We start from the raw sequence: 14,260 nt of genomic DNA on the forward strand, positions 1-14,260 counted from the left end.
CGACATGACCTCGACCAACTCTGCCCTGATCATGCTGGCCGCGGGCATCGGCATTCCGGTTCTGGCCGCCTTGAACGCGGCCCTGGGGCAGCGGTTGGGCTCGCCGGTGGCCGCCGGGGTGATCCTGTTTCTGGTCGCGCTGGCGACGACCTCGGTCGTGTTCCTTGTCTCCGGCGCCTCGCTGAAAGGCGCTTTGTCGGCGCCCCCGCACCTGTTCTTGGCGGGCACGCTGGTGGCGTTTTACGTGCTGACGATCACCTGGGTCGCACCCACATTCGGCGTCGGCAACGCGGTGTTCTTCGTCCTCATCGGCCAGCTGATATCTGCCGCGATCATCGACCATTTCGGCCTATTCGGCGCGGCCCATCATCCGCTGACCTGGGCGCGCGCGGGCGGCATCGGGGTTATGGCGGCGGGCGTATTCCTGACCCAGATTGCCGGGAGAGCATGATTCAACGCGCAATTTGATCCGAAAACCGGTTTCCACTTTTCGGATTGCACTCATTAACCCCAGAGCGCCGCGGTCGGCGGATGCACCCCGGCCTCGTCGAAGACCAGCGGTCGGTCGCGATCTTCAGCGAGCAGCAGCGGCCCGTCCAGATCGGTCACCACCACCCCTTGTGCGACCAGCGTGGCAGGCGCCATTGCCAGCGACGAGCCGACCATGCAACCGACCATGACGTCATAGCCCTCGGCCAATGCCGCCGCCTTCAAGGCCAGCGCCTCGGTCAACCCGCCGGTCTTGTCGAGCTTGATGTTCACCACGTCATACTTGCCGCGCAGCCCGGGCAGGCTGGCGCGATCATGGGCGCTTTCGTCGGCGCAGACGGGCACCGGGCGGTCCATGCCGATCAGGGCCTCATCCTCGCCCGCGGGCAGCGGCTGTTCGACCAGGCTGACCCCAAGGCGCACCAGATGCGGGGCGAGGTCGGCATAGACCTCGGCCGACCAGCCTTCGTTCGCGTCGATGATAATGCGCGATTTCGGCGCCCCTGCGCGCACCGCTTCCAGGCGCGGCATGTCATCAGGCGTGCCGAGCTTGATCTTGAGCAGCGGCCGATGGGCGTTCTTCGCCGCCTGCGCCTGCATCTCGGCCGGTTCCGCCAGGGACAGCGTATAGGCGGTGATCTCCGGCCCCGGTGCTTCGAGCCCCGCGAGCTCCCACACCCGCTTGCCCGCGCGCTTGGCCTCCAGATCCCAGAGCGCACAGTCCACCGCGTTCCGTGCGGCCCCGGCGGGCAGCAGGTCATAGAGCGCCTGCCGGGTCACGTCACCGGGCAGCGAGAGGATTTCCTCGGTCACCGAATCCAGCGTTTCATCATAGCGCGCGTAGGGCACGCATTCGCCCCAGCCCTCATGCGTTCCGTCGGAAATCCGCACGGTCAGAACCTTCGCCTCGGTCCGCGACCCGCGCGAGATGGTAAAGACCTGCGCCAGCTTGAACGTGTCGGGGGTTACAGTGATCCGCATCTCCCCCCTCCTTTCATCTTTCCACAAATATCCTGGGGGGTCTGGGGGGCTAGCCCCCCAGCCACCGGTCTTTTCAAATCACAGGGCGGCCAGCGCGTCCACCAGCTTGCCCGCGCCATAGCGGAACGGGTCGGTGGCGGGCAGGCCCATGTCAGCCTCGACCTGGGCCAGGTAGGCCTTGGCGTCCGCGTCCGACATGTGCTGCGTGTTGACCGAGATGCCCACAACCTGACAGGCCGGGTTCGCAACCTTCGCCAGCGCCAGCGCGGTGTCGCGCAGCTCTTCCAGCGAGGGCTGCTGATATTCCGGCAGGCCCCGCATGTGCTCGCGGGTGGGTTCATGGGCCAGGATCAGCGCGTCGGGCTGGCCGCCGTGGATCAGCGCCATGGTCACACCGGAATAGGACACGTGGAACAGCGAGCCCTGTCCTTCGATGTGATCCCAGTGGTCATCATCGTTGTCCGGGGTCAGGTATTCGACCGAACCGGCCATGAAGTCGGCAATCACCGCGTCCAGCGGCACGCCATCGCCGGTAATCAGGATGCCGGTCTGGCCGGTGGCGCGGAAGGTCGATTTCATGCCGCGCTTGCGCATCTCGGCGTCCATGCACAGAGCCGTGTACATCTTGCCGACCGAACAGTCGGTGCCCACGGCCAGGCAGCGCTTGCCGGTACGCTTCTTGCCATTGGCAATCGGATATTCGACCTCAGGGATGCGCACGTCATGCAGCGCGGTGCCGGTGGCTTCGGCCACGGCGACCAGGTCGGGTTCATCGCGCAAGAGGTTGTGCAGGCCCGAGGCGAGGTCAAAGCCTTCCTCCAGCGCCATGACCAGCACCTTTTTCCATTCCTTCGAGATCACGCCGCCGCGGTTCGCCACGCCAATGACCAGCGTCTTGGCACCCGCCGCCTTGGCCTCGGCCAGTGTCATGTCGGTCAGGCCCAGATCGGCCTTGCAGCCCTCCATGCGGAACTGGCCGACGGCATTGTCCGGGCGCCAATCCTTGATGCCCTGGGCCACTTTCGCGGCAAGTTGGTCGGGCGCATCGCCCAGGAACAGCAGGTAGGGGGTCTTGATCATGGCGGCCTCCAGGTGTGTCGTCTTGTAGTGTGGGTGAGTAGGTCCGTAAGCCCTGTTGACCCATTGATAGGGCGCCGCCGATCCACGATCCGACGAAATGCTGCGTCAATCTGTCAGGTGATTGGGAGTTTCTTCGTCAAATCGCCAGCCACGCGCAAGATTCTTCACTCCTCGCGCGATTCTTCGTCAGATACCCACGCCTCGGCCTGAAAAACGCCAGGTTGTGGCGCGACACCCCCGCCCCAGGCCTGCAGCGTGCCGGTGTCCTCGGGGGCCTCTTCGCGCACGCGGCGGGCCACGGCGACAAGGGCAACGGCAAGCGAACAGACCAGGAGCAGCGCGGGCAGCCCGCGCCCGTCCCAGAGCGACAGGAGGTTCGGGCCGATCAGCGTGCCGATCACCTGGCCCACATTCAACAGAAACAGCATGGCGCCCGCCGCGGCCACCACCTGCCCCGGTTTCAGCTGGTCATTCGCATGCGCCGCGCAAAGCGAATAGATCGGCAGGCTGGTCGCCGCGATCAGCGCAAAGCCCAGCGTGACCCGCGCGGGCGAGGTATCGACCAGCATCCACAGACTCGCGAGCGCGGACAGCACGCTCAGCCCCAGGATCACCAACCGCCGGTCGGTGCGGTCCGACAGCCAGCCGACCGGGTATTGCACCGCCGCCCCGGACAGCATCGCCACCACCAGCAGCCCCGAGGCCTGCGCGGCACTCATCCCTAGCGACAAGCCGTAAAGCGGCAGGGTGATGAACCAGGCCACCACGCCGATGGCATTGATGAAGATACCGATCACCGCCATGGGCGAGACGCGATAGAGCCTGCGCACCGGCATACGGTCGGGCACTTCGTAGTCGGGCGCCTTGTTGTTCGACAGAAGCAACGGCACGATCGACAGCGAGATCAGGATCGATACCACACCGAACAGCACATTGCCCGACGGATCCGGCAGCGCCACCATGGCCGTGCCCAAGGCCGGGCCCGCCTGCCAGATGATATAGTAGATCGACAGCACCTGCGCGCGGATCCGGTTGGTGGATTTCGCGTTCAACCAGCTTTCGGTGATCACATACATACCCGGGTAACAGACCCCGGACAGAAAGCGCATACCGCCCCAGACCCAGGCATCCGTGGTCAGCAGATGCAGGATCGCCGCGATGGACACCAGCGAGGCCAGGGCGGAGAAGGCGCGGATGTGTCCGACCTGATCGACCAGCCGCGGCGCCAGCGCCGTGCCCAGAAGCGCCCCGGCGGGATAACAGGCCTGCATGAGCGAGATCGTCAGGTCCGAAAACCCCAACCCGGCCCCCCGCACGGTCAGGAGCGTGACCAGCAAACCGTTGGCCACCATCAGGAAGGTCATGCCCAGGAACAGGGCCCAGTTGTCCAGAAATGCGCGTCTCATCCTTCCCGGCTACGGCGGGGCGCGCGCGGCTGCGCCTCTGTTTCCGACGCGATGTCGTTTCCGGACCCCGGCGGAAATCTTCTGCGACGCGGCGTTTCTCTTTGCGGGTGCAGAATTTCCTTGCGGGCGGGCGCGCAATTTAATATCGCAGGACGCAACGTAAACGGAATTTTCTTGCAAGGAGAGCCCATGTCCTTCCGCATCCAACCCGCCGCCCCGGCCCGCCCGAACCGCTGCCAGCTGTTTGGCCCGGCCTCGAACACGAAACTCTTTGCCAAGATGGCCGCATCGGCTGCGGACGTGATCAACATCGACCTGGAAGACTCGGTCGCGCCGTCGGACAAGGACATGGCGCGCGCCAATGCGATCGAGGCGATCAACACCGTGGATTGGGGCAAGAAGACCCTGTCGGTGCGCATCAACGGGCTGGACACCCCCTATTGGTATCGCGACGTGGTCGACTTGATGGAACAGGCAGGCGACCGGCTGGACCAGATCATGATCCCGAAAGTGGGCTGCGCCGAGGATATCTATGCGGTCGACGCCCTGGTCACCGCGATCGAACGCGCCAAGGGCCGCGTGAAGCCGATCACTTTCGAGGTGATCATCGAGTCGGCCGCGGGCATCGCCCATGTCGAGGAAATCGCCGCCGCCTCCCCGCGCATGGCCGCCATGTCGCTGGGTGCCGCCGATTTTGCGGCCTCAATGGGCATGCAGACCACCGGCATCGGCGGCACGCAGGAAAACTACTACATGCTGCGCGAGGGCGAAAAGCACTGGTCCGACCCCTGGCACTGGGCCCAGGCCGCCATCGTCGCCGCCTGCCGCACCCATGGCGTGCTGCCGGTCGACGGGCCGTTCGGCGATTTCTCGGATGACGAGGGCTATATCGCTCAGGCGAAACGCTCGGCCACCCTGGGCATGGTCGGCAAATGGGCGATCCACCCGAAGCAGATCGCGCTGGCGAACGAGGTCTTCACCCCCTCGGACGAAGCCGTGGCCGAGGCGCGCGAGATCCTCGCCGCGATGGAACAGGCCAAGGCCAACGGCGAAGGCGCCACCGTCTACAAGGGCCGCCTGGTCGACATCGCAAGCATCAAACAGGCCGAGGTCATCGTCGCCCAGGCCGAGCTGATCGCGAACAGCTGACCGGGGGCCTTCCCTCGCCCCACGCACCGAACGGCACCGCCCTCTCGGGGCGGTGCTTTTCAAGCGTCGCGCAAGCGACACCGCTCAGCTGCGCTTGATCAGGACCAATCCGGAAAGAACGATCACCACGCTGCCCGCGAGGGTCCAGAGGTCGGGACGTTCGCCGAACACGGCCACCGCCAGCACCATGGCGATGATCAGGCGCGAGTACCTGAACGGCGCGACCACGCTGATCTCCCCCGTGCGCATCGCCTTGGTCAGAGCGTTATAGGCAAAGACACCGATGGCGATGATCGCGGCCAGCACCGCCCAGCCGCCGATCGAAGGCATCACCGCGCCGCCCGACACCGCGAGGATCACCGCGCCGGATATCGCCAGCATGGCAAAGCCCAGCACGCCCAATTGCAGGTTGGACATGCCCGGGGGCGCCGCGCGCGAGCCCAGGTCGCGGCCGGCAAATCCCAACATGGCCACCACGGCCAGGATCGACAGCGCCTCGAACCCGTCCAGACCGGGGCGCAGGATCATCAGCACTCCGCCGAAGCCGATGAAGATCGCCGACCAGCGCCGCCAGCCGACCCGTTCGCCAAAGAACACCACAGCCCCCAGCGCCACAACCAGCGGCGTGGCCTGCAGGATTGCCGAAGCGGAGCTGAGCGGCGTCAGCGTGATGGCCAGCGCAAAGAAAAGCCGCCCAATGACTTCGGACAGGCTGCGCGCGGCCATGGCGCGGGACGCCATCGCCGGGTGCCAGAGCCCCTGCCCCGCCCGCGCGGTCAGCGCCGCAAAGACCGCCATGCCACCCAGGCCGAAGATCAGCACGACCTGCCCCACCGGCATGTCCCGGGCGGCCAGCTTGATCAGCATGTCCTCGACCGCAAACCCGGTCATCGCGGCCACCATCCAGGCCGCGCCCTTCAGGTTGTCGGACAGGTTCTTTTGGGCAATGTCCATCGGTGGCTCCTCTGCCCTCCCTCATGGGGCCCGAGCAAGCCCCTGTCAAAACAGAAGAATTGATGGCGCGGATCAGCGCGGCTTGAATGTCGCAAGTCACTTGGCCGCATGGCCCCACCCGGTCCCGGCCCCAGAGTGGGCGCGGGCCGTGACGACGCCCACCTCAGGACGCAAATCACAACCATGAGGAACCTGTCATGAAACCCTTTCTGTTCGCCCTGCCCATCGCCCTGCCCGTCGCCCTGTGCCTGAGCGGGGCCGCCCTGGCCGAGATGACCCCGTCAAACCCGGCCAAGACGGGCCAGAACTCGGGCCTGTCGCGCCCGGTCATCCAACTGACCGGCCTTCTGGCCAAGAACATGGACGTGCTGAACCTGTACGAGGCGCAGCGCGAAGATGTGAAGAACTGGGTGGCTTCCATGCCCGCGCATCGCAAGGCGCTGGAGGCCGAAACCGTCGCCCTGCGTGCCGAGATGCGCCAGGCGATCATCGACGGCGCGCCGGTCGAGACCCGCGAGGCCCTGGCCGCGAAGATCGGCGCGAACGAGACCAGGATGGTCATGATGCGGTCGAACTGCACCGACCATTGGCGCGAGGTGCTGTCAGCGGAGCAGTTCGCGGCATTGATCGAGCTGGCAAGCGCCAAGTAACCGCGCCAGCGCCGACAAAGATATGACCGCTGGCGGGGCGTCCCGCCAGCGGTTTTCACTTGCCACCCTCAGCGCGGGGCGAGGGGCAGGCAGATTTCGGTCAACAGCTCCTCGGGCGGGGTGGTGCGCGGGTCGTTGAGATAGATCTCGTAACAGGGACCATCGCCGGGCTCTTCGCCCGACTCCGGCAACCAGCTGCCATAGAGCTGGTCATAGCCCGATTTGATCTGCGCATAGGGGCCCTTGAAGGTCATGACGGCGGCGCGGCTGGCCGGGATGGTGTCGGGATCGAAACCCTCGGGCAGGTCAGCGCCGCGCCACTCGGCCCCGGCGAGCGAACGCAGCTGATCTTCCGGCACTGCCGAGGGGTCGTCGCGATAGATCGCCAGCACCGGGCCGCATTGGGCAAAGAGCCCGCGCGAGGCGAGCCGCGCGCCCAGTTCCTCGAACGCCTTGCCGATGGTCATGTAGGGGCCGATGTGGGGGATGCCGATCACCTGGCGGGCGGGCATGTCACGGATGTCGATGGGATGCATGAGGTGTCCTTTCTCTCGCAATGTCAGGGCGGGCGCATCGAGGCGCCCGGATTTGCGAAAGGCGGCAGGGGTCAGGCCATAGGTCGAGCGGAAGGCATGGGCAAAGCTCTTGACGTTGTCATAGCCGCAGCCGTGGGCAATGCGCTCGACCGGGGTGTCTTCGCGCACCAGTCGCCCGGCGGCCCGGTGCAGGCGCATGCGCCGCACGGTTTGGGCGCAGGTCTCGCCGGTCATGGCGTGGTAGACCCGATGCCAATGAAATCGGCTCATCGCGGCCACATCGGCCAGAGTGTCCAGGGACAGATCACCATCCGGATGGTCGTGGATGTAATGCAGCACCCGGATCAGCCGGTCTTCATATGTGTGGGACATGGTGCCTCCCCTAACTCGCCCTGCCCAATTCGCCTGCCCAATTCGCCCTGTCGCAAATCGCCCTGTCGCAAATCGCCCTCATGTCATGCCCCTTGGACATGCCACAAATCTTGCTGAATTGGCGAGGGGTGTGCGGGCAGGTCAGGCGCCAAGCCAGAGGGTCTGCGACGTGGCCATGAGCCCCAGGGACAGCAGGGACAGCAATATGATTGCTCCCAGAGCGAGGGCGCGGTGCGGATCGGGATCGGGACGAGCGGGCATGGCGACCTCCTTGACGGCGACAGGACTGGTACGCATGGCGCGGCGGGTTCCGTCGCCCCGCCCAAGCCGCCCTTGCCCGAACCGCGCGCAGGCCGCTAGGCTGCGCGCATGGGAAAGAACCAGAGCCTGATCGGAAAATACGCCGAAGCCGCCCAGGGCTGGCAGGAGGGGCTGGCCCGACTGGGCTACCCGGAGGCCTATGCGGCGCTATTTCGCGGCGCGCCCGCTGCAGACCGGGTGCTGGACGTGGGCACCGGCAGCGGCGCCTTTGCCGAGGCCTTCCTGGCAGGCCGTCCCGCGCCCGAGCGGCTGGACCTGGTGGATCCGGTGGCGGAAATGCTGGAGATCGCCCAGACGCGGTTGGCCCCATTGACGTCAGAGGCCCGGGCGATCCGGGGCGGGCTGGGCAGCGCCCCGGTGCCCGAGGCGGGCTATGACGCGGTGCTCTGCGCCCATGTGGTGGAACATCTGGACGACCCGGCGGGTGCGGTCACCTGGTTGGCCAGCCGGGTGCGGCCGGGCGGGCGGCTCTATCTGTCGGTCTCGCGCCCGCATTGGTGCACCGCGCTTCTGCGCTGGGTCTGGGGGCACCGCGCCTATCGGCCGACCCAGGTCACCCAGATGCTCACGGGCGCGGGCCTAGCCGGGATCGAGCTGCAACGCTACCCGAAGGGTCCGCCATCGCGCACCAGTTGCGGCTACCGGGCCTTACGTCCTTGAGGCGACAAAGCACAACGGGTGAGTTGCATTGACCTGCCGTCAGGTCCATATATCGGCGCAGGACAAATGCCGGAGTGCCCCATGACCAACTACCTCGAGTTCGAAAAACCCCTGGCCGAGATCGAAGGCAAGGCCGAAGAGCTGCGCGCCCTTGCCCGGGCGAACGAGGAAATGGATGTGGAGGCGGAGGCATCCGCGCTGGACAAGAAGGCCGAGGCGCTGCTGAGCGAGCTTTACACGGACATGACCGCCTGGCGCAAATGCCAGGTCGCGCGTCACCCGGATCGCCCGCATTGCCGCGACTACATCGAGGCGCTGTTTGACGAATATACCCCGCTGGCCGGCGACCGGAACTTTGCCGATGACCACGCGGTGATGGGCGGCCTGGCCCGGATCGGCGACGTGCCGGTGGTGGTGATGGGCCAGGAAAAGGGCCATGACACCAAGTCGCGCATCGAACGCAACTTCGGCATGGCGCGCCCGGAAGGCTACCGCAAGGCCATTCGCCTGATGGATCTGGCCGACCGCTTCGGCCTGCCGATCGTGGCCCTGGTCGACACCCCCGGCGCCTATCCCGGCAAGGGCGCCGAGGAACGCGGCCAGTCCGAGGCGATTGCGCGCGCGACCGAGCGTAGCCTGAACGTGAAGAGCCCGGTCATTTCGGTGATCATCGGCGAGGGCGGCTCGGGCGGCGCCGTGGCGCTGGCCACCGCCAACACCGTCATGATGCTGGAACATTCGATCTATTCGGTGATCAGCCCGGAAGGCTGCGCCTCGATCCTGTGGAAGGATGCCGAGAAGATGCGCGAGGCCGCCGAGGCGCTGCGCCTGACCGCACAGGATCTGAAGGAGCTGGGCGTGATCGACCGGATCATCGCCGAACCCGTGGGCGGCGCGCAGCGTGGCCGGAACGAGACCATCGCCGCCGTGGGCCGCGCCTTGGAAGTCGAGCTGAAGGCACTGATGAAAAAGGCTGACGGCGATGCGCTGTTGAAGGCGCGGCGCGAAAAGTTCCTGAAGATGGGCTCGAAGGGTCTGGCGGCGTAATCCGCCCGGCGTGACCCAATGGTGCGCCTTCGGCGCGCTTGATACCTCGGCGGCGGCCTGCGCCGCCGCCTCAGATGGCCCCTGCCGCAAGCAGGTCCTCCAGCCTGTCCCCTGCGGACCAGACGTGACCTCGCCAGCCCATGCGGCGCGCGCCTGTGACATTCTCGGCTGAATCATCGATCAGAAAATGTGCCTCTGCCGGGGCACCGGTGTGGGCCATGGCGGCGGCAAAGAACCCCGGTGCCGGTTTCGCCACGCCCAGATCAGCGGAGCAGAGCAGCGCCTCGGCGACCTCGGACAGGCCAGGGTATCCCACAGATACCGCGCGCGCGTCGGCTCCTGGTTGGTGGCGAGCAGCACCCGCAGCCCGTCGGCACGGGCCCGTTGCAGCGCGCTGATCAACCCCTCGTCACGGCGCGCATCGCGGGTGAACCAGTAGTCCAGGAAGGTGGTAACGGAGAGGCCTGAGTTGATCTCGGCCAAGGCTTCGTCGAGGGTCGGGCGCAAGGGTTTCACACCCGTCACGATCTCATCCCAGTGGGGGGCGAAGAACCTGTCCTGCAAGGGGCCGAGAGGCACGCCCAGATCGGCTTCCAGGTCGGTGGCCCAGGATTTGCCGTCTTCGGGTCGACCGGTGATCAGCACACCATCGACATCCACCATCAGGACCCGCTGCATGGTCACCACATGGACTTGGCCGCACGAGCGGGCCAGTCGGCGTCGTATGTTTCGCCGTCGAAACTGCCGGAGGTGGCTTCGCGCAGCATGTCGCCCACGGTCGGCAGGCCGTCTGCGTCATTGCGCGCCCAGAGATCGGCGCGCATGACGGCGCGGGCACATTGGCTGTAGATTTCCGCGATCTTGATGACGATCACCGTGCGGGGCTGCTTGCCGTTCCGTTCGAAACGCTTGCGCAGATCATCGTCGGCACTCAGGCGGGCCTCGCCATTCAGCCGCACCACGTTATTCGATCCCGGCACCATGAACATGAGCGAGACGCGCGGGTCGCGAATGATGTTGCGCAGGCTGTCGATGCGGTTGTTGCCGCGCCAGTCGGGCAGGGCGAGGTGCTTGTCATCCAGCTCCAACACCACCGGACCATCATCGCCGCGCGGACTGCCATCGGTGCCTTCCGGCCCCACGGTGGTCAGCACGCAAAACCGGCTGGCCATGATCCATTGGCGGTAGCAGGGCGTCAGCTGGTGGGCGACCTTGACCAGGCTCGCCTCCCCCGGGGTTCCGTAGAGTGCTTCGAGCTCTTCAAGCGTTTCCAGATAGGTCAAGGCCCGCTTCCTCCATCAACCGGTTGGAGTTCACCTCCACCGACTGTTCCATCTCGGCCATGAAGGCGTCCATTTCCAGGCCCGGTTCGATGGTGGGCAGGAACTCGACCACTGCCAGGCCCGGGTGGCGCATGATGCCGTGACGTTTCCAGAACACGCCGACATTGGTGGCTGCGGGCACACAGGGGCGGCCGGTTTCGGAATAGAGCACGCCGGTGCCGATCTTGTATTTCTTCTGTGCGCCTGCGGCGACGCGCGTGCCCTGGGGAAAGATGATCAGCTGACCGAAGGCCGAGGCGCCGGATTTCACATCCGCGACCATCTTCTTGATCGCCTGGCCGCGCTTGCCGCGATCCACCGGGATACAGCCCAGCGCCTTGCCGTAATAGCCGACGATCGGGGTCCAGAGGATTTCCTTCTTCATGATGAACTTCGGCTCGGGCACCGCGCTGACGATCATGATGATGTCAAAGAAGCTTTGATGTTTCGAGGCGATGATGGCCTCGCCGGTGGGCACCTCGCCCCGGATTTCGCTGCGCAGCCCGACGATGCGGGCCGCGCTCCAACGCACGTAGCGGCAATAGGTGTGCACGGCGCGGAACGCCCAGTGGCGGCCGAAGATCGTCAGGGGCGTGAACACCAGCGCCAGCACGACCATGGCCAGGTACATCTGGATATTGAAGATCAGGGACAAGACCCATTGCACGGCGGTTCGCATCAGCTGCGCTCCTTCAAGGTGGTGGTGGCGGCGTTGCGGGTGGCGGCAAAGGCGACAAGCGCGGCCAGCGGCGGGATGGCGAGCGGCCAGAGCCAGTGCAGCCCCTGGAAGCCCAACCCGGTCAGGAAACCGCCGGCGGCATCCGCCGAGGGCAGCGCGGCGACCGCGCCCATCCCCAAAAGCGTGCCGACACCGGCCCCGGCCAGGGCGCGCAGGGTATAGCGGCGCACGAAGGCGCGGGCGATATAGGCGTCGCGGGCGCCGACGAGGCGCAAGACGCGGATCACCTGGGCGTTGGCGTTGAGCGCAGCAGAAGCGGCAAGCGTGATCATCACCCCGGTGGTGGCCGCGATCAGCAGGATCGACAGAAGCCCCAGCGCGCGCAGGCGTTTGGCCGCATTCACAAGCGGTTCGCGCCAACGGCTATGGTCGTCCAGTACCGCGCCCGGGGCCTCGCCCGCGAGACGGGCGCGCAGGCCCTCGGCGTCATAGCCCTCGCCTTCCTCGATCACCTCGATCAGACGCGGGATCGGCAAGGTATCCAGCGGCAGGTCGGGGCCGAACCAGGGTTCCAGCAGGGCGAACTGTTCCTCGTCCGACAGGGGGCGCGCGTCCTTGACGCCGGGGGTGGTGACCAGCACCTCCATCACCGCCAGAACCTGCGCGTCGATCTGCCCTTCGGGGGCCGAGACGCGAATGGTCGAGCTTTTGCCCAGCTCGGCGCCCCAGCGGTCCGCCAGCCGCCCGGTGGCCAGCGACAGGGCCAGGGCAAAGACGGTCAAAAACGCCATGGCGGCTGCGGCAAAGGTGGTCAGGCGCGCGGTAAAGCCGGTGGGCGGCACGACGCGGTCGGATTGGGCGTCACCGCCCAGGAAATGCAGGGATTTCGACAGGAGCTTGTTCACAGATCCGCCCCCGCCGCTTGCAATTGTTGATCCGAAATACGCAACACCCGCGCCTGCACCTGTGCCTTGGCCGAACGGATCAGGTGCATGTCATGGGTGGCAATCAGCACGGTCTTGCCCATGCGGTTGAGCTCCACCAGAAGGGTCAGAAGGCGCAGCGACATCTCCCAGTCGACATTGCCGGTGGGCTCGTCGGCCAGGATCACCTCGGGCGACATGATCACGGCGCGGGCCAGCGCCGCGCGCTGTCGTTCGCCGCCGGACAGTTCCGGCGGATGGGCGCCCGCCTGGGCCTCAAGCCCCACCCATTTCAACAGCTCGGTCAGCTCGCCGCCATCCACCGCACGGCCCGAGACGGTCAGCGGCAGGGCGACGTTTTCGGCCAGGGTCATGTGGTCCAGGAACTGGCAATCCTGGTGCACCACCCCCACCCGGCGGCGGATCGTCGCCACGTCGTCGCGGGTCATCGCGCGGGCGTCCTGGCCGAACAGGTTCACCACGCCCTTGGTCGCGGTCAGCTCGCCATAACACAGCTTCATCAGCGTGGTCTTGCCCGCGCCGCTGGGACCGGTCAGGAAATGGAACGACCCGGGCGCCAGGGTCAGGTTCAGCCCGGTCAGCAGCGTACCACCACCATAGCCGTAGGAAACGTCGTCAAGCTCGATCAATGGGGGCCTCTGCTGCGGGTCATGCGGGCTGTCTTGGGACTGTTTTGCCTCACCTTTCCGCCTGTTTCAATGCGCCCGTTGCAAAGGTTTGATTTTCCTTCTGTTTGCGCCCATACTGCGGGGCAAAAGGCGGGTGAGGCACGCCAAAGAGGCATAGAAACGGGGGCAGAGATGCGACTTGTTTGCCCGAATTGCGGGGCGCAGTACGAAGTGGACGACCGGGTCATTCCTGACACCGGGCGCGATGTGCAATGCTCGAATTGCGGACATGGCTGGTTTCAGGGTCCCCCGGATCAGGATGCAGACCTGGCCGAAGAGCTGGGCACGGTGCCGTCGGTAGCCGAGGCCGAGCCCATGCCGGAGCCAGCGCCCGAGGCCGGGCCGTCTTCGGACATGGAAGCCGCAGCGGACCCGGCGCACGAGCCGGAAGATGCCCCCACGGAGGACGACGGTCCGGAACCGGAGGATACCCCCGACCCCGAGCTTGCCCCTGCCCCCACGCCCCAGGCGCTGGACGACGGCGTGCGCGACATCCTGCGCCAGGAAGCCGAGTTCGAGATGGAGCAACGTGCCCATGACCACGAACAGCTGGAAAGCCAGCCGGATCTGGGATTGGAAGACGTGGACCCCGAAGAGGCCCGCCGCCGCACCGTGCAGGAACGCATGGCCCGGCTGCGCGGCCTGGATGAAATGCCCGACGAGGTGGATGAAGACAGCGGCGCGCGTCGCGACCTTCTGCCGGATATCGAAGAGATCAGCTCGACCCTGGATGGCGACGGCGTGGACCCGGGCAACCTGCCCCCCGATGCCACCGTGGCGCCTTCCAAACGCGGCGGGTTCCGCCGTGGCTTCCTGATGATGCTGGTGCTGGCGGCAGTGATCGCGCTGCTCTACGCCTACGCGCCGCAACTCGGAGAGGCGGTCCCGGCACTTCAGCCCTATCTGGAGGCCTATGTCGCCCTGATCGACAAGGCACGCATGGCGCTGGACGGGCTGCTGCAGAGCGCCATCGGCAAAATGCAGGGGGCAGCCGAGGGCTGA

General features: G+C 66.3%; 17 protein-coding genes. 6 read left to right on the forward strand and 11 right to left on the reverse strand.

Features of this window, described 5'->3' with window-relative positions:
- Positions 1–4: 4 nt before the first annotated feature.
- Positions 5–451 carry a DMT family transporter gene (locus ACO07D_RS03540; protein WP_421701572.1) on the forward strand — a complete coding sequence of 149 codons (447 nt, stop codon included), beginning with the start codon at positions 5–7 and terminating at the stop codon, positions 449–451.
- 53 nt (positions 452–504) lie between these two features.
- Here the strand turns inward: ACO07D_RS03540 and dgcA are convergent, their stop codons facing one another.
- From dgcA to ACO07D_RS03555, 3 genes are all read right to left on the reverse strand, one after another.
- Complete coding sequence (dgcA, locus tag ACO07D_RS03545) at positions 505–1,470, reverse strand: N-acetyl-D-Glu racemase DgcA (protein ID WP_421701573.1); 966 nt, start codon at positions 1,468–1,470, stop codon at positions 505–507.
- A 78-nt stretch (positions 1,471–1,548) separates the two neighbouring features.
- Entirely contained in the window at positions 1,549–2,550 is a 1,002-nt protein-coding gene (gene dgcN, locus ACO07D_RS03550) for an N-acetyltransferase DgcN (protein ID WP_421701574.1), read from the reverse strand.
- Between the two features lie 164 nt (positions 2,551–2,714).
- Positions 2,715–3,956 (reverse strand): MFS transporter, encoded by a 1,242-nt coding sequence (locus ACO07D_RS03555; RefSeq protein WP_421701575.1) that lies wholly within the window; start codon positions 3,954–3,956, stop codon positions 2,715–2,717.
- A 189-nt stretch (positions 3,957–4,145) separates the two neighbouring features.
- On the opposite strand from ACO07D_RS03555, the gene ACO07D_RS03560 reads away from it, so the two are divergent.
- The gene (locus ACO07D_RS03560) at positions 4,146–5,105 is read left to right on the forward strand and encodes an L-malyl-CoA/beta-methylmalyl-CoA lyase (RefSeq protein WP_421701576.1); all 960 of its coding nucleotides are present in this window, start codon (positions 4,146–4,148) and stop codon (positions 5,103–5,105) included.
- Positions 5,106–5,189: 84 nt separating this feature from the next.
- Here the strand turns inward: ACO07D_RS03560 and ACO07D_RS03565 are convergent, their stop codons facing one another.
- Positions 5,190–6,059: a DMT family transporter gene (locus ACO07D_RS03565; protein ID WP_421701577.1), complete on the reverse strand. Its 870-nt coding sequence runs from the start codon at positions 6,057–6,059 to the stop codon at positions 5,190–5,192.
- 197 nt (positions 6,060–6,256) lie between these two features.
- On the opposite strand from ACO07D_RS03565, the gene ACO07D_RS03570 reads away from it, so the two are divergent.
- Positions 6,257–6,709 carry a hypothetical protein gene (locus ACO07D_RS03570; protein WP_421701578.1) on the forward strand — a complete coding sequence of 151 codons (453 nt, stop codon included), beginning with the start codon at positions 6,257–6,259 and terminating at the stop codon, positions 6,707–6,709.
- 68 nt (positions 6,710–6,777) lie between these two features.
- On the opposite strand, the gene ACO07D_RS03575 is transcribed toward ACO07D_RS03570, so the two are convergent.
- Positions 6,778–7,617, reverse strand: coding sequence for an AraC family transcriptional regulator (locus ACO07D_RS03575; RefSeq protein WP_421701579.1), 840 nt, complete (start codon positions 7,615–7,617; stop codon positions 6,778–6,780).
- A gap of 369 nt (positions 7,618–7,986) precedes the next feature.
- On the opposite strand from ACO07D_RS03575, the gene ACO07D_RS03580 reads away from it, so the two are divergent.
- Positions 7,987–8,598: a class I SAM-dependent methyltransferase gene (locus ACO07D_RS03580; RefSeq protein ID WP_421701580.1), complete on the forward strand. Its 612-nt coding sequence runs from the start codon at positions 7,987–7,989 to the stop codon at positions 8,596–8,598.
- A gap of 81 nt (positions 8,599–8,679) precedes the next feature.
- On the forward strand, positions 8,680–9,645 hold the full coding sequence (locus ACO07D_RS03585) for an acetyl-CoA carboxylase carboxyltransferase subunit alpha (protein ID WP_421701581.1): 966 nt from the start codon (positions 8,680–8,682) through the stop codon (positions 9,643–9,645).
- Positions 9,646–9,715: 70 nt separating this feature from the next.
- On the opposite strand, the gene ACO07D_RS03590 is transcribed toward ACO07D_RS03585, so the two are convergent.
- The 6 genes from ACO07D_RS03590 to ACO07D_RS03615 are packed head-to-tail and all read right to left on the reverse strand — an operon-like array spanning position 9,716 to position 13,219.
- Positions 9,716–9,865, reverse strand: coding sequence for a hypothetical protein (locus ACO07D_RS03590; protein WP_421701582.1), 150 nt, complete (start codon positions 9,863–9,865; stop codon positions 9,716–9,718).
- Entirely contained in the window at positions 9,826–10,323 is a 498-nt protein-coding gene (locus ACO07D_RS03595; RefSeq protein ID WP_421701583.1) for an HAD family hydrolase, read from the reverse strand. Before ACO07D_RS03595 ends, ACO07D_RS03590 begins: the two co-directional genes overlap by 40 nt.
- 2 nt (positions 10,324–10,325) lie before the next feature.
- On the reverse strand, positions 10,326–10,928 hold the full coding sequence (locus ACO07D_RS03600) for a pyridoxamine 5'-phosphate oxidase family protein (RefSeq protein WP_421701584.1): 603 nt from the start codon (positions 10,926–10,928) through the stop codon (positions 10,326–10,328).
- Positions 10,906–11,646 carry a lysophospholipid acyltransferase family protein gene (locus ACO07D_RS03605; protein WP_421701585.1) on the reverse strand — a complete coding sequence of 247 codons (741 nt, stop codon included), beginning with the start codon at positions 11,644–11,646 and terminating at the stop codon, positions 10,906–10,908. Before ACO07D_RS03605 ends, ACO07D_RS03600 begins: the two co-directional genes overlap by 23 nt.
- Positions 11,646–12,551, reverse strand: a complete 906-nt coding sequence (locus ACO07D_RS03610; protein ID WP_421701587.1) for a cell division protein FtsX — start codon at positions 12,549–12,551, stop codon at positions 11,646–11,648. The genes ACO07D_RS03605 and ACO07D_RS03610 overlap by 1 nt, the downstream gene beginning before the upstream one ends.
- A complete protein-coding gene (locus ACO07D_RS03615) occupies positions 12,548–13,219 on the reverse strand; it encodes a cell division ATP-binding protein FtsE (RefSeq protein ID WP_421701588.1) in 672 nt (223 codons plus the stop codon). The genes ACO07D_RS03610 and ACO07D_RS03615 overlap by 4 nt, the downstream gene beginning before the upstream one ends.
- A gap of 171 nt (positions 13,220–13,390) precedes the next feature.
- On the opposite strand from ACO07D_RS03615, the gene ACO07D_RS03620 reads away from it, so the two are divergent.
- Positions 13,391–14,260: a zinc-ribbon domain-containing protein gene (locus tag ACO07D_RS03620; RefSeq protein ID WP_421701589.1), complete on the forward strand. Its 870-nt coding sequence runs from the start codon at positions 13,391–13,393 to the stop codon at positions 14,258–14,260.

The sequence above is a fragment of the Aliiroseovarius sp. genome, assembly GCF_965228805.1.
Taxonomy (GTDB): Bacteria; Pseudomonadota; Alphaproteobacteria; order Rhodobacterales; family Rhodobacteraceae; genus JASBTN01.